The following is a 23,418-nucleotide window of genomic DNA, read 5'->3' as shown; positions in this document are numbered from 1 at the left end:
TCGACTAGGGGCCTGTCTCCGGCCAACCTAGCAGGTGCGGGGCCTCGGGTCAGTCGTTGGGCACGCCGCAACGCAGCGCGCCGAGCAATGTGCGGAATTTGGCCGTGGTCTCGGCCAGCTCGGCGCGCGGATCCGAGGCCGCGACGATGCCGCCGCCCGCGCTCGCCCGCAGGGTGGTTCGATCCGCCGCGAGCTCGGCGCCGCGGATCGCGACGACCCATTCGCCGTCACCGTCGGCGGCGCACCAGCCGACCGCGCCGCCGTAGAACCCGCGATGCGGTTCGGCGGCGGTGATCGCGTCGAGCGCGGCGGCGAAGGGGGTGCCGTTGACGGCGGGCGTCGGGTGCAGCAGCAGGGCCAGGTCGAGCGCGGTGGTCGACGGGTCGCGCAGCACGCCGTGGATCGGGGTGGCCAGGTGCCAGACCTGCTCGGTGCTCAGGAGCTCGGGCGCGTCGGGGATGTGCAATTCGGCGCAGACCGGTGTCAGCTGTTCGCGGATCCAGTCGATCACGAACGCGTGCTCGTCGTGGTTCTTGGTGCTGGACAGCAGTTCTCGGGCCTGGGCGGCATCGGCATCCGGATCGGCGAGCCGGGGCAGGGTGCCGGCCAGCGGGCGCAGGCTCACCCGCGTACCGTGCCGCGTGACCAGCACCTCCGGCGTCGCCCCGATCAATGTCTCGCCCGTCCTGCCCGCCGCCGACAGATCGACCGCGTACACACTCGCGTTCGGATGCCTGGTCAGCAGATGCCCGGCCACCACCTCCGGATCGAGCGGGGCGTCGGCCGCGAGCACCATGCTGCGCGCCGCCACCACCTTGCGCAGGTCGTTCGCCGGGTCGCCGAGCTGTTCGACCAGCTTCGCCACCCGTGCGACATGCTCTGCCGCACCGGGTATCTCATCGACCACCCGGACGTCGGGCAACGTCGGCAGTGCCGCGGGCCGCCATGGTCCCGCCGTGTGCAGCGCGATTTCGGGCCGCCAGAGCGCAGCCGGCTCGCGGGGATCGAAGGGCAGGGCGCCGACGACGAGCCTCGGTGCCGCCTCGGACTCGCTCCGCCGGTCCTGATGGTCGGCGACGATGTTGTCCCGGCCCCGCGGGCCGGGGGGCGAGTTGTCTCGGTCCCGCCATCCGCGCAGTGCCTCGACCGCTTGTCGTGGATCGGCGTACCCCGCGCGCACGCCCGTCGTGCGCAGCACGGCGTCGGGTCGGGCGAGCAGGAATCGGTCCATGGTCGTTCGACCATAGCCCCGGCGCCACGCCAGGACCCGCGACAGCGACCGAACTCTCAGTGCTCCGGCGGCACCAGGAACACCGGCCGGTGCCCGTGCTTGAGCACCGCCTCGGCCACGCTGCTGTGCAGCAGCGCCCGCAGGCCCGTCGCGCCGCGCGTTCCGGCGACGATGATGTCGACATCGAGTTCCTCGGCGCAGTCCACGATCGTGTTCCAGATGGTGGTGCTGCACTCGGCGGTGCGCGGTTCGGCCGTGATACCGGCCAGCTTCGCCAGGTGCACGCCCTCGGCGTTGATCTTGCGGGCATCGGTGTAGGCGATGTCCTCGATCTCCTCGTCGGGCACCCATTCCGGCTGCATCACCCCGGCCAGCCCCGAGATCCGCGCGGCTTGGCGCACCATCGGTTCCCAGGCGGTGAGCAGGATCGCGCGTTCGGCGGACAGGAAGCGGCCCGCGTACTCGATGGCGCGTTTGGCGTGTTCGGAACCGTCGTAGGCGATGAGCATCCGATCGCAAGCCATGACGACCTCCTGCGCAGGTCCGGCGACTGTTTTCTCAGGTTACCCCTGGATTCGGCGTTCCAATCCGAACCTGCTGGCGTGGTTCGCGCCGCGGCAGGGCTACCGTGGAACCCATGCGGAAATCGCCTGTGGTCGTGTTCGCAGTCCTGGCCGCCGTCGCCACCGCTTGCTCGGGAGGTACGTCGAACGAGACGACCACCGCGGCGAGCACCAGCGGCGTCGCGACATCGGCGGGTGGGGAATCGGGCGCACCGGCCACCCCCGCTCAGAGCGCGTGCGGCGCGGAGTACCTCGCCCAGCTCTCCCAGCGGGAGAAACTCGCCCAGCTGCTCACCGTCGGCATCACCGGTGCGGCCGATGCGACGAACGTGGTGAGCACCGAGCAGGTCGGCGGCATCTTCGTCGGCAGCTGGACCGACCCGAGCCTGCTCGGCAACGCGCAGCTCGACGCGGTGAAAGCCCAGGCCAAGGTGCCGTTGATGGTGACCATCGACGAGGAGGGTGGCCGCGTGTCCCGGGCCGGGAACGTGATCGGCACGATCCCCTCGGCCCGCGTCATCGCCCAGACCCAGACCCCCGAGCAGTACTTCGAGAACTCGGTGACCCGGTCGCAGGCGCTCAAAGACCTCGGCATCACCGTGAACTTCGCTCCCGACACCGATGTGAGCAGTCAGCCCGCCGACAGCGTCATCGGCGACCGCTCCTTCAGCGACGACCCCCAGGTCGTGGTCTCCTACGCCGACGCCTATATCCGCGCTGCGAACCAGGTGGGTCTCGGCTCGGTCATCAAGCACTTCCCCGGCCACGGCTCGGGCTCGGGCGACTCGCACACCGGCGCGGTCCAGACCCCGCCGCTGGACCAGATGCAGAACACCGACCTGGTGCCCTTCCGCGAGCTGATCGGTTCCGGTGCCGCGGTGATGGTCGGCCACCTCGACGTGCCCGGCCTGACCGAGCCCGACGTGCCCGCCAGCATCAGCCCGGCCGTGATGTCGCTGCTGCGCGAGGGCACCGGCTACGGCGCCGCCCCGTTCGACGGCCCGATCATCACCGACGATCTCGGTGGCATGGCCGCCATCACCGACCGCATGACGATCGAGGAAGCGGTGGAGGCCGCGCTGGTCGCCGGTGCCGACAATGCCCTGTGGATCAGCACCACCGCGGTGCCCCAGGTACTCGACCGCTTGGAACAGTCGGTGGCAAGTGGCAAACTGCCCGCCGACCAGGTCGACGCTTCTGTGCTGCGAATGGCGCGCTACAAGGGCGCACCATTGGGCTGCTGAGCGGCGCGGCGACTGTGCGGCAAATGGGTACCTGTCTATCTTACCTTGGAGTAAGATAGAGGTTCACCCTGCGGTAGGAGAGTGGATGGCAGGCGGGACCAAGCGACTTCCCCGGGCGGTTCGCGAGCAGCAGATGCTCGATGCCGCGGTCGAGGTGTTCGCGCGCAAGGGCTTCCACGACACGTCGATGGACGCGATCGCCGCCGAGGCGAAGATCTCCAAACCCATGCTGTACCTGTACTACGGCTCCAAGGACGAGCTGTTCCGCGCCTGCATCCAGCGCGAGGGGCTGCGCTTCATCGAGGCCGTCGCACCCGCGGGCAACCCGCATCTCACGCCACACGAGCAGGTCCGCACCGCGCTGGAGGGCTTCCTCGATTTCGTCGACCGCAACCGGCAGTCCTGGCAGGTGCTCTACCGGCAGGCAATCGGTCAGCAAGCTTTCGCCTCCGAGATCGACAACGCCCGCGAGCGCGTCATCGAGCTCACCGCGAAACTGCTGGAATCCAGTGCCAAGAACGCCGAGCCCGGCACCAATTTCGAGGTCGTCGCGGCCGCGGTGATCGGTGCGGGCGAGGCCATCGCCGATCGGGTCGCGAGCGGCCGGATCGAGGTGGCCGAGGCAGTCGACCTGCTCGACGATCTGGCCTGGCGCGGTCTGGCTGGTCGCAAAAAGACCGAATAGCGCGCCAGCGGTTGCCCCCGCGGCGCTGACCTGCGATTGTGCACCGTTAGCGTTCGTCGAAATCGGGGTGGCAGTGTTCGGTGTGTTGAAGCCGTGTGCGCACGGTGCGGAGAAGTACGGCATCGATCCGGGACAGTGGCAGGCACACATGTGCGGGCTGTGTCTGGGCCTGCGCGACGGTCACGGTCAAGTGGCCAGAGCGGCGACCAATACCGACGCGATCGTGCTCAGTGTGCTCACCGAGGCGCAGTCCGGCGGGTTCGACGCTCGGACCACCGCGGGCCCGTGTCCGCTACGGGGGATGCGCCGGGCGTCGGTGGTCGATGCGAGCGCACCCGGTGTGCGATTGGCAGCGACGGCGTCACTTCTGCTGGGAACGGCCAAGATTCGCGACCATGTCGATGACGGTGACGTCAGTGTGCTCGCCCGACGGCCCATGCGCAGGGTCTCGGGTAGCTGGGCAGAGCGCGCACGGACACAGGCCGCCCAGATCGGTCTCGATGTAGAGCCCATGCTGGCCGCGATCGCGTCCCAGCCCGCATTGGAAGCGCGGGTCGCGGAGACTGGGCACGAGACGCCGGCGCGGATGCTCGACGAACTCACCGGGCCGACGCAGCTCTGTGCCGCCACCCTCTTCGGCCACACCGCCACGTTGGCCGGCCGACCGGAAAACGTCGCCGCACTGCGAGAGATCGGTCGGCATGTCGGTCGCATCGCCCACCTGGCCGACGCCATCGAGGACCTCGAGCGTGACCGTGCACGCGGCCGGTTCAATCCGCTCGATGCCACTGGCACCGACCTGCCGCGCGCCTACGAGTTGGTGCGCGAGAGCGAATCCCGCGTCCGCCGCGCCGCCGCCGAGGCCGAACTCGACCAGCTGCCCACCGTGCGCTGGGCGTTGCTCGATCCACTGGCGAGCCTGCTGCGTGCCCTCGGTCGCGGGCTCGGTATCGCCACCGGCCATGTCTGCCGCACTCCGGCATCCTCGAGCGCTGTCTCGGCCGCGCAACAGCATTCGCCCTACGGTCTCTCGTCCCCGCTGCACAAGGGCCCGAAAAAGCCCGGCCCGCTCGAGGCGGCCGGGCTCATTCTCGGCGTCTACTGCACCGGAATCGCCTGCTGCAGCGACCACACCAATCCCTGCTCCGGCAAGCGAAAGCAGGCGTGGCGCAAGCGTTGTGACTGCTGTGAATGCGGTGACTGTTGTGGCAACTGTGGCAACTGTGGCAACTGCGGCGGCAAGGATGGCGGCTGCTGCGGGTGCGACTGCTAGGAAACCCTCACTCGCACTTCACCACCGGGATCGGGTCGTACTTCACCGTCCTCGTGTGCCGGGAGATCTGCGCACCGGTCTCGTGATCGGTGATCACCCGGGTGTCGGAGATGGTGAAGCCCGGCGCGCCCTCGGAGGCGATGCAGTCATCGCCCTTGGGCAAGGTGAGCTCGGTGGGCTCGGTCGGCTTCGACTTCTCGCCGGTGATCGATTCCACGTCAACGGTTTTGGTGCCCCACAGCCGCACGGTGATGTCGGAACCGGTCGCGACGGCCTGGATGTAGACACCGGTCTCGGAGGTGTTGCGGAAGGCCAGGTCGATCGCGCCGTCGAACACGGTGGCCTCGCGGGCCGCCGGGTAGCGGGAGATGTAGTAGCTGTGCTCGGTGTGCCCGGCGTCTTCCATCCCGGCGAAGTAGGCGGCGTTGTAGAGCGTGGTGGCGAACTGGCTGATGCCGCCGCCGACCGCGGTACTCGGCCTGCCCTTGTCGATGATGCCGGACTCCACATAGCCTTCCGCCGCGGTGCGCGGGCCGGTGAACCCGTTGAGCGAGAAGGTGTCTCCGGGCTTGACCACCGCGCCGTCCACCTTCGCGGCGACGGTGCGGATGTTCACCCCGGACGGTCCGTTGAAGCCGCTGGTGGTGAACTCGCCGATCGCCTCGGTGATCCCGAGCCCTTCGGCGGCCTCGGTGGTGAGCTTCGGTTCGATGCGCTCGTAGGCCACCTCGGTGGCCCGCTCGCCCGCCAGCGTGAGCAGCGCGGGCAGCTTCTCCAGGGTCTTGGCCCAGTCGACCTTCTCGCCGACCACCGCGGGCACCACGGTGGGCGTGCCGGTGCCGATGGTGAAGGTGGCGTCCTTGGGCTCGATCTCCGAGGCTGTCAATTGCGGTGCGAGCAAGGCGATCACGGCCTCGTTGTCGATCGCGGGCGTGAGTCCGCCGTTCCCGTCGGGAACGAAGCCGAGCACCTCGCTGATCTGGCCGGGTGTCAGGGTGACGCGGGTGTCTTTGCCCGCCAAGGTGATCGGCGCGGCGATGGCGGGGGTCGCGATGTCGCGCAGGGCCGCCTGCACCGCCTCCTCGTCCACCGCGACGGGCGCGGCGACGACGGGCAGATCCAGTTCGGTGCTCTCGGCCCAGCGCTCGGTGATCGTGGTGCGTGCGGTGTCGGCGTCGAGGATCCGTCCCGGCACCGGCGCGACCGCGACCGGGACGCCGTTGTCGAAGCGCACCGTGCCCTCGACCGTCGGGTTGTCGTACCCGCGGAAGGTGTCGAGTTGCTGCTCGAGTGCGACGTCGTCGACGGTGCTCACCGCCCGCACGTCGCGGGTGCCGAACAGGGAGACCAGCCGGCTGACCGGATTGATCGGCTGATCGCCGACGGCGTCCCAGGTCCGGTCCCAGTCCACCGCGAGACCCGCGGCGGCGGGCACCATGCTCGCCTGCACGTCACCGATGCGCACGGGCAGCGGCTGTTCGGCCTTCGGGCCCAGTTCGGAGCGCAGCAGGGCGTCGGCCTCGGCCTCGTCCATCCCGCCGACGTCCACGCCGGCCACGACGACCCCGCGGGGGACCTCACCCGCGCTGAACGCGAGATCGGCCAGATAGGCGGCCGCGCCGAAGGCCACAACGGCACCTACGGCGATCCCGACCCGTTTGACCAGCTGCTGGTTGTCGGGCCGGATGGGCGGCTGAGCCCCCGGCGGGGGTGCGGGCGACCATCGGTCGCGGGTGACGGTGCTGATGGGCTGGGTGGGCAGGGCGGTGGTGTCGGCATCGAAAGTGCGATTTGCTTCGAGCAGCTTGCGTAGTCCGACCTCGCCCCTTGGTCGCTCGGCCGGTCGTCCGGCGTTCGACTCGCTGGGCACGGAGGTCCTTCCGTTGGGGTGTATGGCGTCGTCCTTAAAGGGGCGCCCGGCCCCGATGTTTGCGGGGCCCCGGCCAAGGGTAATGCGCCTGGGCGCAGATGGCAGCCCGGCCACCGGTGACCGACAGCAGGAAGGCTCCGCGTAGTTGCCGGGTCGGGGGTCTGGCAACTACACGGAGCCGATCTGTTTATCGCGGCCCGGAGCGGGGCGTTACAGCCTGAATCCGGGAAATTTCGGCGGCCCCGGTGATGCCGCCCCGCGTGCCCGCCCGGCCGGGCGGAGAATCTGACGTGAGACTCGCCACCAGGGACCGGACAACGAGGGAGAACTGATGCAGCTGGGAATGATCGGCCTCGGCCGGATGGGCGCCAACATCGTGCGCCGGATCGTGCGGGACGGGCACACGGCGGTCGGTCACGAACGTCACCAGGGTCACATCACCGAGCTGACGAACGAGCTGGGTGACAGCTTCCGGGGCAGTACGGACCTGCGGGAGTTCGTCGGCATGCTCGACGCGCCGCGGGTGGTGTGGGTGATGATCCCCGCCGGGGCGACCGGCGCCGCGATCGATCAGCTGGCCGAGCTGCTCGAGCCGGGTGACATCATCATCGACGGCGGTAACAGCCGCTACCACGAGGACATCGAACGTTCGAAGGCGTTGGCGCCCAAGGGCATCCACTACCTCGATATCGGGACCTCCGGCGGCGTGTTCGGGCTCGAGCGCGGCTTCTGCCTGATGATCGGCGGCGAGGCGGAGCAGGTGCGCTACCTCGAACCGCTGTTCGAGTCGATCGCGCCCGGTGTCGAGGCCGCGCCGCGCACCCCGGGCCGCACCGGGGAGCCGACGCCCGCCGAGCGGGGTTGGCTGCACTGCGGGCCGGCAGGCGCCGGTCACTTCGTGAAGATGGTGCACAACGGCATCGAGTACGGCGCGATGGCCGCCTACGCCGAGGGTCTGAACATCCTCGACCACGCCAACGTGGGCGCCGTGCGGGGTGACGGCGAGCACTCGGCCGAGGAGACCCCGCTCGAGCACCCCGAGTACTACCAGTACGACCTGGACATCCCGGAGATCACCGAGGTGTGGCGGCGTGGGTCGGTCGTCGCGTCCTGGCTGCTCGATCTCACCGCGTCCGCCCTCTATGCCGACCCGAATCTGGACTCCTACAGCGGCCGGGTGTCCGATTCCGGCGAGGGCCGCTGGACCATCGACGCCGCCATCGACACCGCCGTCCCGGTTCCGGTGCTGGCCGCCGCCCTGTTTCAGCGGTTCTCCTCGCGCGGCGAGGCCCTCTACGCGGACAAGATGCTCTCGGCGATGCGCAAGGCTTTCGGTGGCCACAACGAGCTGCCGCCGAAGTAGTCCTGTCAAGTGGTCTTAACGGCCGCAAACGCGAGGTTAAACAGAGATGTTCCACAAAAATGAGAACGTGTTCTTATTTTTCAGGACAACCGTCCAGTCCGGCCGATACCTTGTGGCCAGAGGGGGGAAAGCCCACCTGATGAGGATTCGTCCCGGCCATCCTCGCTGGGACTTTGGAGGAAAATCATGTTCCGGACTTCGCGTATCGCCGCGGGAATCGCGGCCACCACCCTGGTCGTGGCCGGTGTCGGCGTCAGCCTCGGTTCCGGCATCGCCGCGGCCGCTCCCGACTGCGCGGTCAGCAGCCACGCGACCAAGCGTGACGCCAGCACGGTCGGCGTCACCCATGTCTACGACAAGATCGCGAGTGCCGAGACGATCGGGGTCGGCACCAGCGTCACCTACAAGGTGATCGTCGGGACCACCGGAATCGGCAACCCGTACGTCAATACCATCACCGACTTCCCGCCGGTCGGGTTCGGTGCCCCGACCAAGACCACCATCACCGCCTACCACGCGATCGGCGGCCAGCGCACCGAGGACGTGACCGCGACCCCGAACGCGGGCGGCTGGAAGGTCACCAGCACCGGCTGGTTCGTCAACTCCGGCAACCCGGTCACCCTGACCATCACCTACCCCGTGCCGAGCAGCGTCAAGGCCGGTCAGGCGATCACCAGCGGTGGCGTCGGCGTCGCGGGCACCGTGGGTGTCGGCACCGAACTGCCCGGCCTCACCGCCTGCTTCACCGCCCGCGGTGCCAACGCCGGGGAGACCGTGATCGGCAGCCTCGGCGACAACGGTCTCGGATCCTCCGACGGCCAGCTGAGCTCCACCGGCTCGGCGACCGACATCCTCTCCGACGTGCTGCGCAATCTGATCGGAAGCTGATCGCGTAGCACCTGGTCGCCGGGGCGGTTCGCGCTGTCGCCCCGGCGCTCGGGTGTGGTCCTGTCGTTCGTCTGGTGAGGGTTCATGGTGGTGTGCAAGCGGCCGATCGCGGCCTTGGTTTCGGCGCTCGTGCTGACGCTGTGCTCGTTCGGCGCGGCCGGCGCGGACTCTTCGCGGCTCGATCACATCGACCGTCCCGGGCAGCGCGAGCAGACGCTGCACGTGTACTCCGCGGCGATGGATCGGGTGATCCCGCTGCAGGTCATCACGCCGTACGACACCAGCGCCCCGCGCCCGACGCTGTATCTGCTCAATGGCGCGGGCGGCGGCGAGGACGTCGCCAACTGGTACAACCAGACCGATATCGTGCAGTTCTTCGCCGACAAGAACGTCAACGTGATCACCCCGGCCGCGGGCAAGTTCTCCTACTACACCGACTGGCAGCGCGACGATCCCGAGCTCGGTCGCAACAAGTGGCAGACCTTCCTCACCGAGGAACTCCCGCCGATCATCGACGAGACCCTGAACACCACCGGCGTGAATGCCATCGCGGGCCTGTCGATGTCGGCCACCGCAGTGCTCAATCTCGCCATCGCCGCCCCCGACCGCTACCGCGCCGTCGGCGCCTACAGCGGCTGCGCCTCCGTCGAGGACCCCCTCAGCCGTGCCTACATCGACCTCGTCCTGGCCCGCGCGGGCGCCGACCCGGCCAATATGTGGGGCCCGCCCGGCGACCCCGCCTGGCGGGCCAATGACCCCTATCTCAACGCCGAACGCCTGCGCGGCAAGGCCATCTACCTCTCCAGCGCCACCGGCCTGCCCGGCATCGCCGAGACCCTTCCGCCGGGCGCGAGCCCCGGCAAGGTCATCGGCATGACCGACCAGATCCTGCTCGGCGGTGCCATCGAGGCGGCGGCCAACCTCTGCACTCAGCGCCTGGCCGCCCGCCTCGCGGACCTGAACATCCCCGCCCACACCGAGTTCCGTCCGGCGGGCACCCACACCTGGAAGTACTGGGAACAGGACCTGCACAACTCCTGGCCGCTCCTGGCCGAGGCCATCGGCACCGAGTAGCCCGAAAGGTGTTGCCACGCACCGTCGAAGTGCCTGGCACCTTTGATGGCAGCTGTTCCCGGTGTCGCCCCCACGGCGACCGCCGCTCCCACGCGAGCACCGTCGGTGATCGACGAGCTGACGCGAGAGCCTTTGGTTCCGCATGGAATAGCTTACAGGGCAAAGAAATTCGAGTATCGATGCCGAAGAATCGTTGGTAACGAACGGGCCGAGCCGCCCGATTGGGTAGTTAGTTAGCTTTGCTCACGTTCTCGAAAGGCTCCCCATGCATCGTCGTATGATCCGACTCGTCGTCGCCACCGCCGCCGTCGCCGGTATCGCTACTGCCACCGCGTCCCCCGCCATGGCCACCCCCGCGGCCCCGGCGGTGATCGCCGAGTCCGGTTCCGCCGGCACCGGTTCCGCCGTCCTGGACTTCCCCATCGGCTTCCTCAAGCTCATCCTCTGCGGCACCTGGGCCTCCCCCGAGCCCCATTACATTCCCCTGTGCCGCTGACCCCATGAACGCAACGGCGGGTGGTCTCCGAGACTCGGAGACCACCCGCCGTTGCGTGTGCGGTGTTGGCTAGCGCTCGATGATCGCGACCACGCCTTGGCCGCCCGCGGCGCAGATGGAGATCAGCGCGCGGCCGGATCCCTTCTCCGCCAGCAGCTTCGCGGTCGAGGCGACGACGCGGCCGCCGGTCGCGGCGAAGGGGTGGCCCGCGGCCAGCGAGGAGCCGTTGACGTTGAGCTTGCTGCGGTCGATCGAGCCCAGCGCGCCGTCGAGGCCGAGGCGCTCCTTGCAGTAGGCGTCGGACTCCCACGCGGCCAGGGTGGCCAGCACCACCGAGGCGAAGGCCTCGTGGATCTCGTAGTAGTCGAAGTCCTGCAGGGTCAGGCCGTTGCGGGCCAGCAGGCGCGGCACCGCGTAGGTGGGCGCCATCAGCAGGCCGTCGGGGCCGTGGATGTAGTCGACCGAGGCGACCTCGGAGTCGACCAGGTGCGCCAGCACGGGCAGGTTGCGCTCGGCGGCCCACTCGTCGCTCGACAGCAGCACCGCCGAGGCGCCATCGGTGAGCGGGGTGGAGTTGCCCGCGGTCATGGTCGCGTCGCCCAGCTTGGTGCCGAACACCGGCTTGAGGGTGGCCAGCTTCTCCACGGTCGAGCCGGGACGCAGGTTGTCGTCGCGGGTCAGGCCGAGGAACGGGGTGATCAGGTCGTCGAAGAAGCCACGGTCGTAGGCGGCGGCCATGTTCTTGTGCGAGAGGTAGGCCAGTTCGTCCTGCGCCTCGCGGGCGATGCCGAACTCCTTGGCGGTGATGGCGGCGTGCTCACCCATCGACAGCCCGGTGCGCGGCTCGGCATTGCGCGGGATCTCGATGCCGAGCATCCCCGGACGCAGCTGACCGACCAGCTTGAGGCGGTCCTTGTTGGTCTTGGCGCGGTTGGCGGTGAGCATCCACTCGCGCATGTCCTCGCTGACGCCGATCGGGGCGTCGGAGGTGGTGTCGGCGCCGCCGCCGATGCCCGACTCGATCCGGCCGAGCGCGATCGCGTCGCCGACGGTGACCACCGACTGCAGGCCGGTGCCACAGGCGAGCTGCAGGTCGTGGGCGGGGGTGTAGGGCGAGAGCTTCGAGCCGAGCACGCTCTCACGGATCAGGCTGTGCTCGCCGACCTTCTTGAGCACCGCGCCACCGACGACCATGCCGAGGCGCTCGCCCTGCAGGCCGAAGCGGCTGACCAGCCCGTCGAGGGTGGCGGTGAACATATCCTGGTTGGAGGCCTTCGCGTAGGCCTTGTCCGAGCGAGCGAACGGGATGCGGTTACCACCAACGATGGCGACCGGGCGCGCGGTCTTCGCGCTCTTGGCAGTGGTCTTGGCCTTGGCCGTCGCCGAGCGGGCTTTGCTTGTCACTCGAGTTCTCCATGGTCTCGTCGGTTCCGGGTACGTCAGGCGTATCGGTTTACATTAAACTTACTCTGGAGTAAGTTCGTTGTCGACACCGTACCCGCAAATGTGCGCCAACACGGGGGACACTGGGCGAGCACGGTCATACAACACGTCGAGCACAGAGAAGGTAGGAACAGTGGCAGCCAAGAGCAAGGGTGCACCCAACCTCTACGGATCCTTCATCCACTCCGCCCCCGGCGCGTTCCTCGCGAGCAAGCTGGGCCTGCCCCAGCCGGCAGAGCTGCGCCGATACAAGGCGGGCGAGCCCGCGCTTCCCGGTCCCGTTCTGCTCGGTGGCAAGGGCCGCCTCGCCGAACCGGTCCGCGCGCTGCTCTCCGATTACACCGTCGCCGATTCGCTCGACTCGGGCACCAAGTACGGCGCCCTCGTCTTCGACGCTACCGGCATCGACTCCATCGACAAGCTCGCGCAGCTGTTCGAATTCTTCCAGCCCGCCATGCGCAACCTGGCACCGTCGGGGCGTGTCGTCGTCCTCGGCACCACCCCGGAGCTGGTCGGCTCGGTCGACGAGCAGATCGCCCAGCGCGCGCTCGAGGGCTTCACCCGCTCGGTCGCCAAGGAACTGCTGCGCGGCGCCACCGGCCAGCTGGTCTACGTGCACCCCGAAGCGGGCACCGCCGCGACCGGCCTCGAGTCGACCCTGCGTTTCCTGCTCTCGGCCAAGTCGGCCTTCGTCGACGGCCAGGTCATCCGGGTCGGCAAGAACGAGTCCGTCGCCCCCGCCAGCTGGGACAAGCCCCTCGACGGCAAGGTCGCCGTGGTCACCGGTGCCGCGCGTGGCATCGGCGCCACCATCGCCGAGGTGTTCGCCCGTGACGGCGCCACCGTCATCGTCGCCGACATCCCCGCCGCGGGCGAGGCCCTCTCGGCCACCGCCAACAAGATCGGTGCCACCGCACTGGCTCTCGACGTCACCGCGCCCGACGCCGCCGAGCGCCTGGCCGACTTCGCCGTGGAGCGTTTCGGCGGCATCGACATCGTCGTGCACAACGCCGGTATCACCCGCGACAAGCTGCTCGCCAACATGGACGAGGGCCGCTGGAACTCGGTCATCAACGTCAATCTCGCTGCCCCGCACCGCATCACCTCCGGCCTGGTGGCCAAGGGTGTGCTCAAGGAGGGTGGCCGCGTGATCGACGTGTCCTCCATCGCCGGCATCGCGGGCAATCGTGGCCAGACCAACTACGGCGCCTCCAAGGCCGGTGTCATCGGCATGGTCGACGCCGAGTCCCCGGTGCTGGCCGAGAAGGGCATCACCATCAACGCGGTAGCGCCGGGCTTCATCGAGACCGCCATGACCGCCGCCATCCCGCTCGGCACCCGCGAGGCCGGTCGCCTGATGAGCTCGCTGCTGCAGGGCGGCCAGACCGTCGACGTGGCCGAGACCATCGCCTACTTCGCCAGCCCGGCGTCGAACGCGGTGAGCGGCAACGTGGTCCGCGTCTGCGGTCAGAGCCTGATCGGCGCCTGATGACCCAGACGATCACCCTCTCCGAGGTCCCGAAGAACGGCGGGCTCTACGCGAAGGCGGCACTGGGCGCTGTCCCGCTGCCGGCCCCGCTGTCGAGCCGCAAGCCGGGGCTGCCGGATCGCCGCGTGGTGCTGGACGGCTTCCAGGTCGATCCCGATCACCTGGCCGCCTACTGCCACGCCACCGGCCTGCGGTTCAGCGACACCCTGCCGCTGACCTACCCGTTCATCCTGTCGTTCCCGCTGATGATGGAACTGATCGTGGCCCGGGACTTCCCGTTCACCGCGGTCGGTGCGGTGCATCTCGAGAACGTCATCGAGCGCACCCGCGAGATCTCGGTCGCCGAACCGCTCGATTTCACCGCCCACGTCGAGAACCTCCGGGAGCACCCGAAGGGTCTGCTGATCGACGCGGTGACCGAGATCCGAGTCGGCCGCGAACTGGTCTGGCGCCAGGTCTCGACCATGCTGCACCAGCAGCGCACCTCGCTCTCGGGTGGTCCGAAGTCCGCGCCCCCCGAGGACCAGGTCCCGCCGCCCCCGCTGCGCGTGCAGCGCGTCGATCAGAAGACGATCAACCGCTACGCCGCCGCCTCCGGCGACCGCAACCCGATCCACGTCTCCGGCCTGGGCGCCAAGGCCATGGGTTTCCCCAAGACCATCGCCCACGGCATGTGGTCGGCGGCCGACATCCTCAGCACCATCGAGGGCCGCGTCCCCGAAAAGGCCACCTACGCCGTGAAATTCGGCAAGCCGATCTTCCTGCCCTCGTCGATCAACATCTACGCCGAGCAGGCCGAATCGGGCTGGGACCTGTCCATCCTCCACCCCAAAAAGGGCTACCCCCACCTCACCGCCACCCTGCGCTGAGCCGACACCCCCAAGGGCCGTACATCCACCGGATGTGCGGCCCTTGGTCGCATACCGGGGCCCCAGCTAGTCTAGTCTAGGATTGACTGTCAATCCTAGACTAGACTAGCATTCATGACTAAGCGGAACGACCTTCTGAGGAAGATCGGCGACGCCGCGAAGGCGGCCGGGCTGACTTGGGAGGTCGAGCGGGAAGGTGGCAATCACACCATCTACAAGCTGGGAGGGGAAGAAGATCCCGATCGGTCGGCACGCCGAACTCGGCAATCGTTACGCTGAGATGGTCTATAAGCAGTGCGAGGAAGTACTCGGAGAAGGATGGTGGCGGAAATGAAGTACACCGCCCACACAGAGCGGGATGGTCGATTCTGGCTTGTCCATGTTCCCGAGATCGACCAGTGGACGCAGGCGCGAAATCTGCGAGAAGTCGAGCCGATGGCGCGTGACCTGATCGCCACCATGCTCGAGGTGGCGCCCACATCTTTCGAGGTCGACGTCGAGATCGAGCTACCAGCAGCTGTACGTGAAGAGTGGGAAGAGTCCAAGCGGTTGCTGTCGAAGGTCGATGAGATCAAGGCGTCGGCAGCGGCAGCGGCTCAACGCGCCGCTCGGCGGCTGGCGGACGAAGGCTTGACCCTTCGTGAGATCGGGCAGGTTCTCGGCGTCTCGTTCCAACGTGCCGGTCAGCTTCTGAACCGGTAGATCAGTATCGGGGACACTGTCGCAGCGTCTCGTTGCGGACTTTCACGCGCCGCAGTGTTGTGCCCATCAGTACCATCGACGGCCGCGTCTCCGCACATCCACGAAACCGCAGGAATGCAGTTCCCGGCTGTCCCGTCTGATGGACCGCGGGCGAGCGTTCACCCTTCGCGGCGTAGTAGTCGGCCAGTCCGATCGCGCCGAACGGGAGCAGGCTCGTCTTCGCGATCGCCGACTCACCGATCGCGACACCGAGCGCCACGAAGAAGAGTCCGACGGCAATCGCTGCGAACGAGGCTCCGGTGAGCATGTCTCCATAGGCGCCTCGACCGAGGATTCCGGTTTGCCGGCGTGGTGCCCGCACTGTCGGAGAACCTCGGCTTTCCGCGCCGACGCTTCGGTTCGATCCGGCGGGTGGCGTCGACCTCATCCTAACCGACCGACTGAATAGATAGTGCTGCAACGTAATTCGACCGCACGTGTCGCTTCCGGGGCCGATGCATCGCCAGGCGCGGATGGCCCGTTACGGCAATTCGCTGTGATATTACTCAATTTCGCTGAGATGATTAGCGAAACAATTGCCGAAATCGGATATATCGGATCGCTAGTTCTACTGACCAGTTCTTTGTTCTGCGAGCTAAGGGGTAGCTCGATGCCATGTGGGCTGGCAACGGGTTATTGCCGGGATGTCAACACTGCCGACTGTCAAAATATGGCAACCGCAGCGCATTTGAACTTTCTCCTTCCCGAATTTCACGGAAACCACATCCTCTAAAAAGAGTGTTAGAACTTCTCTGCCCAGCCATCGGGCTGGGTGAACGGGACGACATCGAGCCCTCGGGGATCCGGCGATCATGCGGTCGCCGTGCGTGTTTCACCCGATCGGACTCGTGGCGAGAAGTGGCGTGGAGGAAGTGTTGAAGTACGCAACAGCAGGGGCATCGACCGTGGCGGCGTGCGCGCTCGTCGTGTTCGCCGGCGTGGCCGGAGCCGACACCGGTAGCGGTGAGACGGGGAGCGGCGTGATCGACTCCGGTAGTGGGATTCTCGGTGAACTGCTCGACACCGGGAGCGGGATACTCGGCGGCGGCGCGAGTGGCGGGTCCGCCGAGGCCGCGCAACAGTGCAACCGGTCGACCAAGTCCGGCGGCGCGGGCGTGACGACCACCGTGCACCAGCTCGGTGTGGCGGGGCCCACCACATTTGTCCTCGCCTATGAAACCCTGAACATTCCGGACCGAATTCAGGCGTTCTACGAGGGTGCGCAGGTGCTCGATACCGGCTATGTCGGCGACAACATCAACGAGGGCACCGGTTCCGCGGTGGTATCGCTGCCCGCGGGGAATGCGACGACAGTGACTGTGCGCGTCAGTGGATTGGACGAGACCAAATGGGAGTACACGGTCAACTGCCCTGCTTAGCCGCAGTCTCTGGCCCGGCAACGACTGGGCCAACTGTGCGGATATCGGCAGCGGAGGACTCTAGAGACGACTCCGAGAAACGCTGTTCCGCAATCGTTTCAGTCCGGAGGAATGTTACATGGATATGACGTGAGATCAATCATGGCGTTCATCGGCGGATAGCTGGGTAGTAACCATTGTTCCGTACTGGCAGGTGAGGGCTCCCTATGCTGGTTCGCCTGGTCGCTGGCCGCGTGTTCCGCCCATTCGAACGATTGTCCAGCGACGACGGCGCGGGAGTCGTCGAAAGTGGCGAGATCGAAGTATCACTCGTCGAAGGATCACAGTGCAATCCTCGATTCGGAGTGAACATGTTCGGCGCGCTGGCTAACTCGGGGCCTTCCCGTCGTGAATGCCCCGAAAAGCTCGGGCTGGGGCGGTGTCAGCCATCCGTGTTAGAAAGTTCCCGTCCGGCGAGTAGTCGGCAATCATGCGCAATATCAAGGGGAATGACTTCATGAAGAAGATTCGCACGCTCGGCCTCGGCATCGCTCTCGCGGCCGGAATGGTCCTGCTCGGCACCGGCGTTTCCGCCGCCGAGGAGACTTCCACCGGTTCGGCCGAGGGCCTCGCCGCGGTGCTCGAGTCGCTGAGCTCCGGCTCGGCGGGCGAAGACGCCACCGATCCCGATGCGATCTCAGAGGAAGAGGCCTCCACCGGCTCCGCCGAGGGCATCGCCGCTCTGCTGAAGGCGCTGACCACCGGCTCGGCCGGCGACGACGACACCACCGACCCGGACGCCTGACATCAACTCGACGAATGCCCCGCTCTCAGCGGGGCATTCGTCGTTTCAAGGGCTGTTCGTGCCGGGGTCCGGGTGGAGTCGCCGATCAGCTGTGCCTGGCCGCCCGAAGTCCGTTGACGTACGCCGCCACGATTCGGAGATCGCCCTCGGAGAGTCCGGAGAGATCGACGATGCCGTCTTGGTGCTGCGGTCGGGGGTGTTCGACCGGGACGGGCTCCAGGCCCGCCTGTGTCAGTAGGGGAGTCGCGTCGAGGCCGACGGCTTCAGCCATGGCCTGCAGCGTTTCGGCAGTGGTGCTGGCGGCGACCTTCTGTCCACGCTTGTACTGGGTGCCGTTCTCGACCTGTGTCCACAGGCTGGTGCTGATTCGTGCTGTCTTCGCGGCGCGGTCCATCGACATCTCACGCTCCTTGCGAGCAAGCCGCAGGGTGGCGCTGACCTCGGGAGGAACCACCGCACTCCGTGGTCTCACCATGTAGCGAGGGTAGCAGATTGTTTGCACTGATGCATTAAGTGCATACATCGGTCGTAGCATGTCAACACTACGGCTTTTGCCGCATGGCTGATAGCCATAACAGTACTCAACGAACTCTGTTGTGATGCAGCCCAACCGAAGGAATGCGGCTTTGCCTCCGCTTGACAGAAGCCTTGCAACAACGTTGCATACAACGAGTGTTGGTTTGGGGGGCTCAGCAAGGGCATCCAGTCGACGCCGCCCAGGTGTGTCGCCCGTCGCGGGTGGCGCGGTCCGGGGCGCGACCAGGGCGCAGGCCCGCAACGATCGAAGGAGTGACTACATGGCCGCGAGCGATGCCGGAACGGCGTCGAGCCGCATGCGTGAGGATTCATGCGGTGTGACACCCTTGGACAGGTGGGCTGACGACACCCACCTGTATCTGGATCGAACTGCCGCGCGGGATCTGGCCCGAATGCTCGGCGACATCCCGGATTTGGCGCAGGATCTCTTGGACGCACGGACGCGGCAGACGCGGTTCGGCGCGGTGGACTACCGAACACGCAACGGCTCGCGAGAGCAGCGACTCCCGTTCAATTCTGCCGCGGCGTGCGTGGCCGATCACCTCCACGCGGTGCTGGTCTCCTGGGTTCGGCTGGTCTGCGAGCAGCGCGGCCACCACTACGACGGTGCTGCGAGTACCGCCGATGTGGCGGAGTGGTTGCAGCGCAACATCGTTGCGCTCGCCATGACCGAGGGCGTCGATGCGGCGCCCGCCGAGATCGCCGCCGCCGTGGGGGCGGCGGTGGCGGTGGTGTGCCCGCCCCTCGACTCGGCCGCGGCGGATGACGAGCTGGTTGTGCGTGCCAGGGCGGTTCGGCTCAATGCCGCCGGGATCGGCAAGCTCGCGCAGAAGCTGGGCGAGGGCTATCGGAATCTGACCGTGCGGCGCGTGCGGACACTGCGTGCGGCCGGCCTGATCCGTCCCGTTCCCGGCCCGTGGGCGCCGAATTGGCCCGAGCTGTACGTCGTGGGCGAGGTTCTGGATGCGCACCGGACGCTGCCGATGCGCCACCGTGGGAAAGATGCTTAGCGAACGCAGTGACCCGATGGGGCGCCAGCCGAAGTGGCCGGCGCCCCATCGGCGTTCTGGGGGTCGAAAAGCCTTACGCCAATGCCGATTCCGCGCCCGGGGCGCGGCGAGCGCCAGTGAGGGCAGTGCCCTCACCTGCGACTTCTTCCCTTCGTGGGCCGAAGGTTGACACGGTGGCGGGAGTGTTGCAAGATAGTCGCAGCGGGATCCCGTATGCCCAAATCTGCTGAGGCACACCAAGTATCGTTGTCGGCGGGTCGCCGACCGTAGATCCTGACCGAGGTGAAGGTCGGGCTCGACGCTAGAATCGGGTAGGAGCTCTCGACCGAGAGTCTGTTCATTTCGGCTGCTGGGTGAGGTTTCTTGTGTCAGGTGCGTTTGACTCGTTCACTCCGGACGACTCGGGCAGGCCCGCGGAGGAGCGGTCCACCCGTGCGGGCGACAAGCCATTTGGCGGGGCGGACGACCGGATGACGGCCGGACGGTCACGCGCCGGTCATGTCGACCTCGCCGACCTCTGCGGCGCGGATCTGCACGTCGTCGCCAGCGCGGTCGATCGCTGGCGCTCACTGCGCCCGCCCTTCGCGGTAGTGCAGCACAGCTCACGCTGACCCCGAAGCTGGCATCTGACACCGTCGGGGTGGTGATGATGCGGCGGGTCGTGATCGTGTGCGAGTTGTGAGAGTTGTGTAACCCCATGGGTGTTGAAGGTGAGTCGGATGCGGTAGCGCCTGACCGGCAAGATGTGGCGATGCAGCGCAATGGGTTCAACGCCCAGGAGAGCGCGTTCAACGAGGGGATCAGGGTCGATTCGGTCGTCGTGTACGACTTCGTGTCCTACTGGTCGGTCGCCGACCGCGCCGTCCTGATTCAGGCGGATCTGTCGGGCCATGTGCGCAACGAGGTGATCGCCCACTCCGTCGCGCACATCGAAATGGCCGAAAGTCCGGAGCTGGCGGCGGCACTCGATGGCGAACGCTGGCGCGGGCGCATCGAGATGCAGGTGCACCACGTGGTGGCGCACCGGCTGATTCCGCTGGCGAACCTGCGCGACGCGCTCGAGATCGGTAACACCATGCCGCAGGTCGCCGCCCTGCTCGGCGTGACCGAGTTCCTCCTCGGCTGGCGATTACAGCACCTCTCCAACGAGGAGTTCGGCATGATTCCCGTACATCTGCTGAATCGGCTGGGTTGGCTCCCCGGCATGGCCACCGACTATCCGTACAAGTGTCTGTGGCCGACCTCCAGTTCCGGTGAGATGCTGCGGCAGCTGGCGCCGGGCAGGCACCGGAAGTAGTACGCAACAACAATTTTCAGCCCTCGTTCCGCATTCGGAACGGGGGCATCGTCGTCTCGGCGTGTTCGCGTCGAGCCCCAGCTCATGCGGTCGGCCCCCGGAAGAACATTCGATCCCGCGGGTTCAGAGCCCGCCGCATGCCCGCCCCTGACGCGCCCGTCTCCTGCTGATGATCCGCGGTCGCAGACGTCGACGCCGCGCAGGGGCGAATTGGTCCCGCTCCGGGCGTTGGCTCGTCCGGAGCGGGACCGCAACCCAGAAACGTGGCCGTTGCCATGAACGCAAGAGTTCGCGCCGGTCGTTGGCGCCCGTGAAAGGAATTCACATGTCGCTGTGGTCGTCGAGCAGGTCGCCGCGCGCGAACCGGCAGACTCGCACCATCGACGTTCTGGTGGTCGGCGGTACCTGGAATCCTGGCGGGGACGGCGTGACCGAGACTTTCATACACGCGCTCGACACCTCGATCTTCACCACCCGCATGGTGGCGTATCCCGCCGCCTACGGAACGCCGGTGAGTTACGCGGACAGTGTCGCCGCCGGCAAGCGCGCCTTGCTGGCTGCTGTCGACAGATCACCAAATCCTGTTGTCCTGGCGGGCTATTCGCAAGGTGCCGCTGTCGCCGGTGACCTCGCCGCAGAGATCGGGCGAGGTGCGCATCGCGGTCGTGAGGTAATCGCCTGCGCGCTGATCGCGGATCCACGCAGGCCCGCGGGCCACTACCTCGGCGACACCGACCCTGGCGGCTACGGTGTGGTCGGTGAGCGCCCGATCGACGGCATCCCCACGTATTGGGCCGCAGCTCCCGGCGACCCGATCACCGCACTTCCGGCCGGCAATCCGCTGCGCACCATCGCCGACCTGAGCGCCTTCTTCAGCTTCGCCGACGCGAACGCCGCCGTGCACTGGGCCCACCAGATGCTCAACACCGCGTCGCGGAATCAACTGCAGCGCTGGTGGTCGCTGGACAACTGGCGACAGTGGGCAGGCGCTCTCGCCTACGCCCGCGGCTACCTGTTCGACGGCCGCCACACCGACGACTACATCCGGCTCGGGTACACCACCGCCCTGGCCCAAGCCCTCAACCGCGACGTCGCCAACGGTCGTCTCTGAACACCCGGAAAGGAGGTTTCGCCATGTTCGCAGGTCTCACCCTCGAGCAGTGGTTCGCGCTCGTACGCCTCATCGCCGAGCTGGCCGCCGCTGTCGCGCCGCTCATCGTCTAGTCCGGCCGGCTCCCCTCCGGGGACCGTGCGCTGTCGAAAGGAATCAACATGCGAATCAGCAAGGCTCCCGAGCCCGCGCTGGTGCGTTCCGTGCTGGTCGCGATCACCGGTGTGATCGCCTATCTCCTCGGCCGAGAGGTCGACACCGCCTGGATCGAATCCGTGCTCGTCCTGTATGGGTTGGCGACTCCGGTGTTGGCCGGAGCGCTGATCAGACCGGCTGTCACGCCGGTGCGGCGATCGGGCGGTGAGCCGGATGCAGGGATGGCTCAGTCCTGAGCTGGTACAGGCCATCGGGGTCGCGGTCGCCACCGTCATCGGCGCGGTGACCGCGTGGCAGGCCCGCGAGGTCGCCAAGCTGCGCGCACGCGTGGTGGCCCTGGAAGAGCAGGCCGCCACCGATCAGCAACGGTTCCGTGACGCGATCCGACTGATCCGCGCCCTGCAGCGACACATCGACGAGCTGCTGGCCTTCCTGCGCCTGCACGTGCCCGGCCAGGAGCCGCCGCCCGCGCGCTACCGCATCCCGGCCACCCTGCACGAGCAGATCTGACCTCTACCCCAGACCCATGCGGTCGGCCCCCGGAGAACTCTTGACACGTCCGCGGGTTCAGAGCCCACCGCATGCCCGCCCCTTCGGCCCGCGTGCCCGTCTCCCGCAGGTGGTGCGGTCGTAGACGCCGCCGCGTCGCGGACCGAAGGGGTCCGGCTGGGGCCCGTCCCGGAACTTCCCCTCGCCCGGGACGGGCCCCTCCCGTCCGTATCACACCGTCCACCCTCGCTTGGAGGAATCATGACCTATCCCGTGCCGGGTGAATTCCCGGACTTCGAGCAGTGCCTGGTCGACTTGCTCACCCCGATCGTCCCGACCGTGACCAGTCTGCCCGCGACGGGAAGCGATCTCGACGCGGCATTGCCGCTGGCCTGGGTCAGGAAGGTGCGGGGAACGACGGACGTCAATTCGGTCACCTATACCGCACAGCTGCGGGTTGTGTTGGTGGCCACGGACCGTGGCCCCGCCACGCAGCTCGCCGGGCAGGTGCGTGGGGCGGTCCTCGGCGTCGCCGGGACCGACGTGAACGGGGTGCTCATCGACTGGGTCGCCGAGATCGCGCCGGAGGAGCTGAAGTACTTCCCCCCAACCGTGCAGCGCAGTCAGGGGTCGGCGGACCTGCCGAACCTGGATCCGCTCGATCGCATGGTCGAGCTGGGCTTCTCGCTGCAAGCTCGCCGCCAGTAACCGTCGGCGAGTCCCTTTCCACGAATTGGAGCGCAATCCATGCCAACCAACCTGAGCCAGCTCAAGGACGCGCGCAACGAGCTTCTGCTCAAGCCGCTCGATGCCGCGGTGTTCCTCGCGCCCTGGTACACGGCCGTGCCCGCGGCGTTCACCGATTCCTCCGGTGCGCTGCTGCCTCTGCCCGCCGACTACAAGTCGGTCGGTCTGATCGACAAGAAGACCGGTGTGGCCTTCGCACGCGCCATCACCGCGGCGCCGATCGAGTCCTACGGTGAGCTGCAGCCGTCGCGCAATGACGTGACCAGCGATCTCACCACCCTCGAATTCGAGCCCCAGCAGACGAACGCGATGAGTCTGCAGCTCGCCACCAACACCAACCTGGCCCAGGTCCGGGCCGACGCCGCCTCCGGTGAGGTCTTCTTCGCCCAGCCCAGCGCCGAGCAGATCACCTACTACTCGGCCGTGGTGATCGGTCGCGACGGCAGTGACGCCGAACCGATCTACATCTTCAAGGTGCTGCCGAAGGTCGCGGTCAGCAACTACGGCGGCGATCAGTGGGTGCCCACCGACATCATGAGCCAGAAGCTGACGCTCACGGCGTTCAAGGACGACACCGCCGGTTACGCCGTGGCACACGGTTTCGGCGGCGCGGGCTGGAAGAAGATCCTCGAGCACACCGGAATTGCCACCGCGAGCGAGTAATTCGCCGCACCGACCG

Annotated in this window: 27 protein-coding genes; 21 read left to right on the top strand and 6 right to left on the bottom strand. The window is 67.5% G+C overall.

The window, feature by feature from the left end:
• Window positions 1–49 precede the first annotated feature (49 nt).
• Together BOX37_RS31975 and BOX37_RS31970 are read right to left on the bottom strand one after the other, a co-directional pair.
• Window positions 50–1,231, bottom strand: a complete 1,182-nt coding sequence (locus tag BOX37_RS31975; protein ID WP_071930872.1) for an isochorismate synthase — start codon at window positions 1,229–1,231, stop codon at window positions 50–52.
• Between the two features lie 56 nt (window positions 1,232–1,287).
• Window positions 1,288–1,755 (bottom strand): universal stress protein, encoded by a 468-nt coding sequence (locus tag BOX37_RS31970; RefSeq protein WP_071930871.1) that lies wholly within the window; start codon window positions 1,753–1,755, stop codon window positions 1,288–1,290.
• A 113-nt stretch (window positions 1,756–1,868) separates the two neighbouring features.
• Between BOX37_RS31970 and BOX37_RS31965 the strand changes: the two genes are divergently transcribed.
• The 3 genes from BOX37_RS31965 to BOX37_RS31955 all read left to right on the top strand — a co-directional run bounded on the left by BOX37_RS31965 (window position 1,869) and on the right by BOX37_RS31955 (window position 4,996).
• Window positions 1,869–3,038 (top strand): glycoside hydrolase family 3 N-terminal domain-containing protein, encoded by a 1,170-nt coding sequence (locus BOX37_RS31965; RefSeq protein WP_071932052.1) that lies wholly within the window; start codon window positions 1,869–1,871, stop codon window positions 3,036–3,038.
• 85 nt (window positions 3,039–3,123) lie between these two features.
• On the top strand, window positions 3,124–3,723 hold the full coding sequence (locus tag BOX37_RS31960; RefSeq protein WP_071930870.1) for a TetR/AcrR family transcriptional regulator: 600 nt from the start codon (window positions 3,124–3,126) through the stop codon (window positions 3,721–3,723).
• Between the two features lie 67 nt (window positions 3,724–3,790).
• Window positions 3,791–4,996 carry a DUF5685 family protein gene (locus BOX37_RS31955; protein ID WP_240505133.1) on the top strand — a complete coding sequence of 402 codons (1,206 nt, stop codon included), beginning with the start codon at window positions 3,791–3,793 and terminating at the stop codon, window positions 4,994–4,996.
• A 7-nt stretch (window positions 4,997–5,003) separates the two neighbouring features.
• Here BOX37_RS31955 and BOX37_RS31950 read toward each other — a convergent pair whose 3' ends face one another.
• Window positions 5,004–6,866, bottom strand: coding sequence for a VanW family protein (locus BOX37_RS31950; RefSeq protein WP_071930868.1), 1,863 nt, complete (start codon window positions 6,864–6,866; stop codon window positions 5,004–5,006).
• A gap of 331 nt (window positions 6,867–7,197) precedes the next feature.
• Between BOX37_RS31950 and gnd the strand changes: the two genes are divergently transcribed.
• The 4 genes from gnd (at window position 7,198) to BOX37_RS34540 (ending at window position 10,687) form a co-directional block, all read left to right on the top strand.
• Window positions 7,198–8,229 (top strand): phosphogluconate dehydrogenase (NAD(+)-dependent, decarboxylating), encoded by a 1,032-nt coding sequence (gene gnd, locus BOX37_RS31945; RefSeq protein WP_071930867.1) that lies wholly within the window; start codon window positions 7,198–7,200, stop codon window positions 8,227–8,229.
• A gap of 186 nt (window positions 8,230–8,415) precedes the next feature.
• Entirely contained in the window at window positions 8,416–9,117 is a 702-nt protein-coding gene (locus tag BOX37_RS31940; RefSeq protein ID WP_071930866.1) for a hypothetical protein, read from the top strand.
• Between the two features lie 84 nt (window positions 9,118–9,201).
• Complete coding sequence (locus BOX37_RS31935; RefSeq protein WP_071930865.1) at window positions 9,202–10,191, top strand: alpha/beta hydrolase; 990 nt, start codon at window positions 9,202–9,204, stop codon at window positions 10,189–10,191.
• 277 nt (window positions 10,192–10,468) lie between these two features.
• Window positions 10,469–10,687, top strand: coding sequence for a hypothetical protein (locus BOX37_RS34540; RefSeq protein ID WP_156910669.1), 219 nt, complete (start codon window positions 10,469–10,471; stop codon window positions 10,685–10,687).
• 69 nt (window positions 10,688–10,756) lie between these two features.
• Here BOX37_RS34540 and BOX37_RS31925 read toward each other — a convergent pair whose 3' ends face one another.
• Window positions 10,757–12,091 (bottom strand): acetyl-CoA C-acetyltransferase, encoded by a 1,335-nt coding sequence (locus tag BOX37_RS31925; RefSeq protein ID WP_071930863.1) that lies wholly within the window; start codon window positions 12,089–12,091, stop codon window positions 10,757–10,759.
• Between the two features lie 172 nt (window positions 12,092–12,263).
• Between BOX37_RS31925 and BOX37_RS31920 the strand changes: the two genes are divergently transcribed.
• The 4 genes from BOX37_RS31920 (at window position 12,264) to BOX37_RS31905 (ending at window position 15,190) form a co-directional block, all read left to right on the top strand.
• A complete protein-coding gene (locus BOX37_RS31920; protein ID WP_071930862.1) occupies window positions 12,264–13,619 on the top strand; it encodes a 3-oxoacyl-ACP reductase in 1,356 nt (451 codons plus the stop codon).
• Entirely contained in the window at window positions 13,619–14,488 is an 870-nt protein-coding gene (locus BOX37_RS31915; protein WP_071930861.1) for a MaoC/PaaZ C-terminal domain-containing protein, read from the top strand. Before BOX37_RS31920 ends, BOX37_RS31915 begins: the two co-directional genes overlap by 1 nt.
• Window positions 14,489–14,602: 114 nt before the next feature.
• On the top strand, window positions 14,603–14,767 hold the full coding sequence (locus tag BOX37_RS31910) for a hypothetical protein (protein ID WP_240505132.1): 165 nt from the start codon (window positions 14,603–14,605) through the stop codon (window positions 14,765–14,767).
• Between the two features lie 51 nt (window positions 14,768–14,818).
• On the top strand, window positions 14,819–15,190 hold the full coding sequence (locus BOX37_RS31905; RefSeq protein ID WP_071930860.1) for a hypothetical protein: 372 nt from the start codon (window positions 14,819–14,821) through the stop codon (window positions 15,188–15,190).
• Between the two features lies 1 nt (window position 15,191).
• On the opposite strand, the gene BOX37_RS31900 is transcribed toward BOX37_RS31905, so the two are convergent.
• Entirely contained in the window at window positions 15,192–15,497 is a 306-nt protein-coding gene (locus BOX37_RS31900) for a hypothetical protein (RefSeq protein WP_071930859.1), read from the bottom strand.
• A 604-nt stretch (window positions 15,498–16,101) separates the two neighbouring features.
• On the opposite strand from BOX37_RS31900, the gene BOX37_RS31895 reads away from it, so the two are divergent.
• Both BOX37_RS31895 and BOX37_RS31890 read left to right on the top strand, forming a co-directional pair.
• Complete coding sequence (locus BOX37_RS31895) at window positions 16,102–16,608, top strand: hypothetical protein (RefSeq protein ID WP_338039872.1); 507 nt, start codon at window positions 16,102–16,104, stop codon at window positions 16,606–16,608.
• 469 nt (window positions 16,609–17,077) lie between these two features.
• The gene (locus BOX37_RS31890) at window positions 17,078–17,392 is read left to right on the top strand and encodes a hypothetical protein (RefSeq protein WP_071930857.1); all 315 of its coding nucleotides are present in this window, start codon (window positions 17,078–17,080) and stop codon (window positions 17,390–17,392) included.
• An 85-nt stretch (window positions 17,393–17,477) separates the two neighbouring features.
• Here the strand turns inward: BOX37_RS31890 and BOX37_RS31885 are convergent, their stop codons facing one another.
• Window positions 17,478–17,867 (bottom strand): helix-turn-helix domain-containing protein, encoded by a 390-nt coding sequence (locus tag BOX37_RS31885; protein WP_167660018.1) that lies wholly within the window; start codon window positions 17,865–17,867, stop codon window positions 17,478–17,480.
• A gap of 388 nt (window positions 17,868–18,255) precedes the next feature.
• Here BOX37_RS31885 and BOX37_RS31880 point away from each other — a divergent pair, with 388 nt between their 5' ends.
• From BOX37_RS31880 to BOX37_RS31850, 8 genes are all read left to right on the top strand, one after another.
• Window positions 18,256–18,939: a hypothetical protein gene (locus BOX37_RS31880; RefSeq protein ID WP_167660017.1), complete on the top strand. Its 684-nt coding sequence runs from the start codon at window positions 18,256–18,258 to the stop codon at window positions 18,937–18,939.
• Between the two features lie 470 nt (window positions 18,940–19,409).
• Window positions 19,410–19,550, top strand: coding sequence for a hypothetical protein (locus BOX37_RS34535; RefSeq protein WP_156910666.1), 141 nt, complete (start codon window positions 19,410–19,412; stop codon window positions 19,548–19,550).
• 140 nt (window positions 19,551–19,690) lie between these two features.
• The gene (locus BOX37_RS31875) at window positions 19,691–20,236 is read left to right on the top strand and encodes an ImmA/IrrE family metallo-endopeptidase (protein WP_156910665.1); all 546 of its coding nucleotides are present in this window, start codon (window positions 19,691–19,693) and stop codon (window positions 20,234–20,236) included.
• 427 nt (window positions 20,237–20,663) lie between these two features.
• Entirely contained in the window at window positions 20,664–21,347 is a 684-nt protein-coding gene (locus tag BOX37_RS31870; protein ID WP_240505131.1) for an alpha/beta fold hydrolase, read from the top strand.
• Window positions 21,348–21,508: 161 nt separating this feature from the next.
• Complete coding sequence (locus tag BOX37_RS31865; RefSeq protein ID WP_071930852.1) at window positions 21,509–21,739, top strand: hypothetical protein; 231 nt, start codon at window positions 21,509–21,511, stop codon at window positions 21,737–21,739.
• Window positions 21,717–22,013, top strand: coding sequence for a hypothetical protein (locus tag BOX37_RS31860; RefSeq protein ID WP_071930851.1), 297 nt, complete (start codon window positions 21,717–21,719; stop codon window positions 22,011–22,013). The genes BOX37_RS31865 and BOX37_RS31860 overlap by 23 nt, the downstream gene beginning before the upstream one ends.
• A gap of 240 nt (window positions 22,014–22,253) precedes the next feature.
• Entirely contained in the window at window positions 22,254–22,700 is a 447-nt protein-coding gene (locus BOX37_RS31855; RefSeq protein WP_071930850.1) for a hypothetical protein, read from the top strand.
• 39 nt (window positions 22,701–22,739) lie between these two features.
• Window positions 22,740–23,402, top strand: coding sequence for a phage tail tube protein (locus BOX37_RS31850; protein ID WP_071930849.1), 663 nt, complete (start codon window positions 22,740–22,742; stop codon window positions 23,400–23,402).
• The last annotated feature ends 16 nt before the right edge of the window (window positions 23,403–23,418 follow it).

The organism is Nocardia mangyaensis, assembly GCF_001886715.1.
Classification (GTDB): Bacteria; Actinomycetota; Actinomycetes; order Mycobacteriales; family Mycobacteriaceae; genus Nocardia; species Nocardia mangyaensis.
Note: the sequence above shows the minus strand (reverse complement) of the source record. Positions and strands in the feature narration are given on the sequence as shown.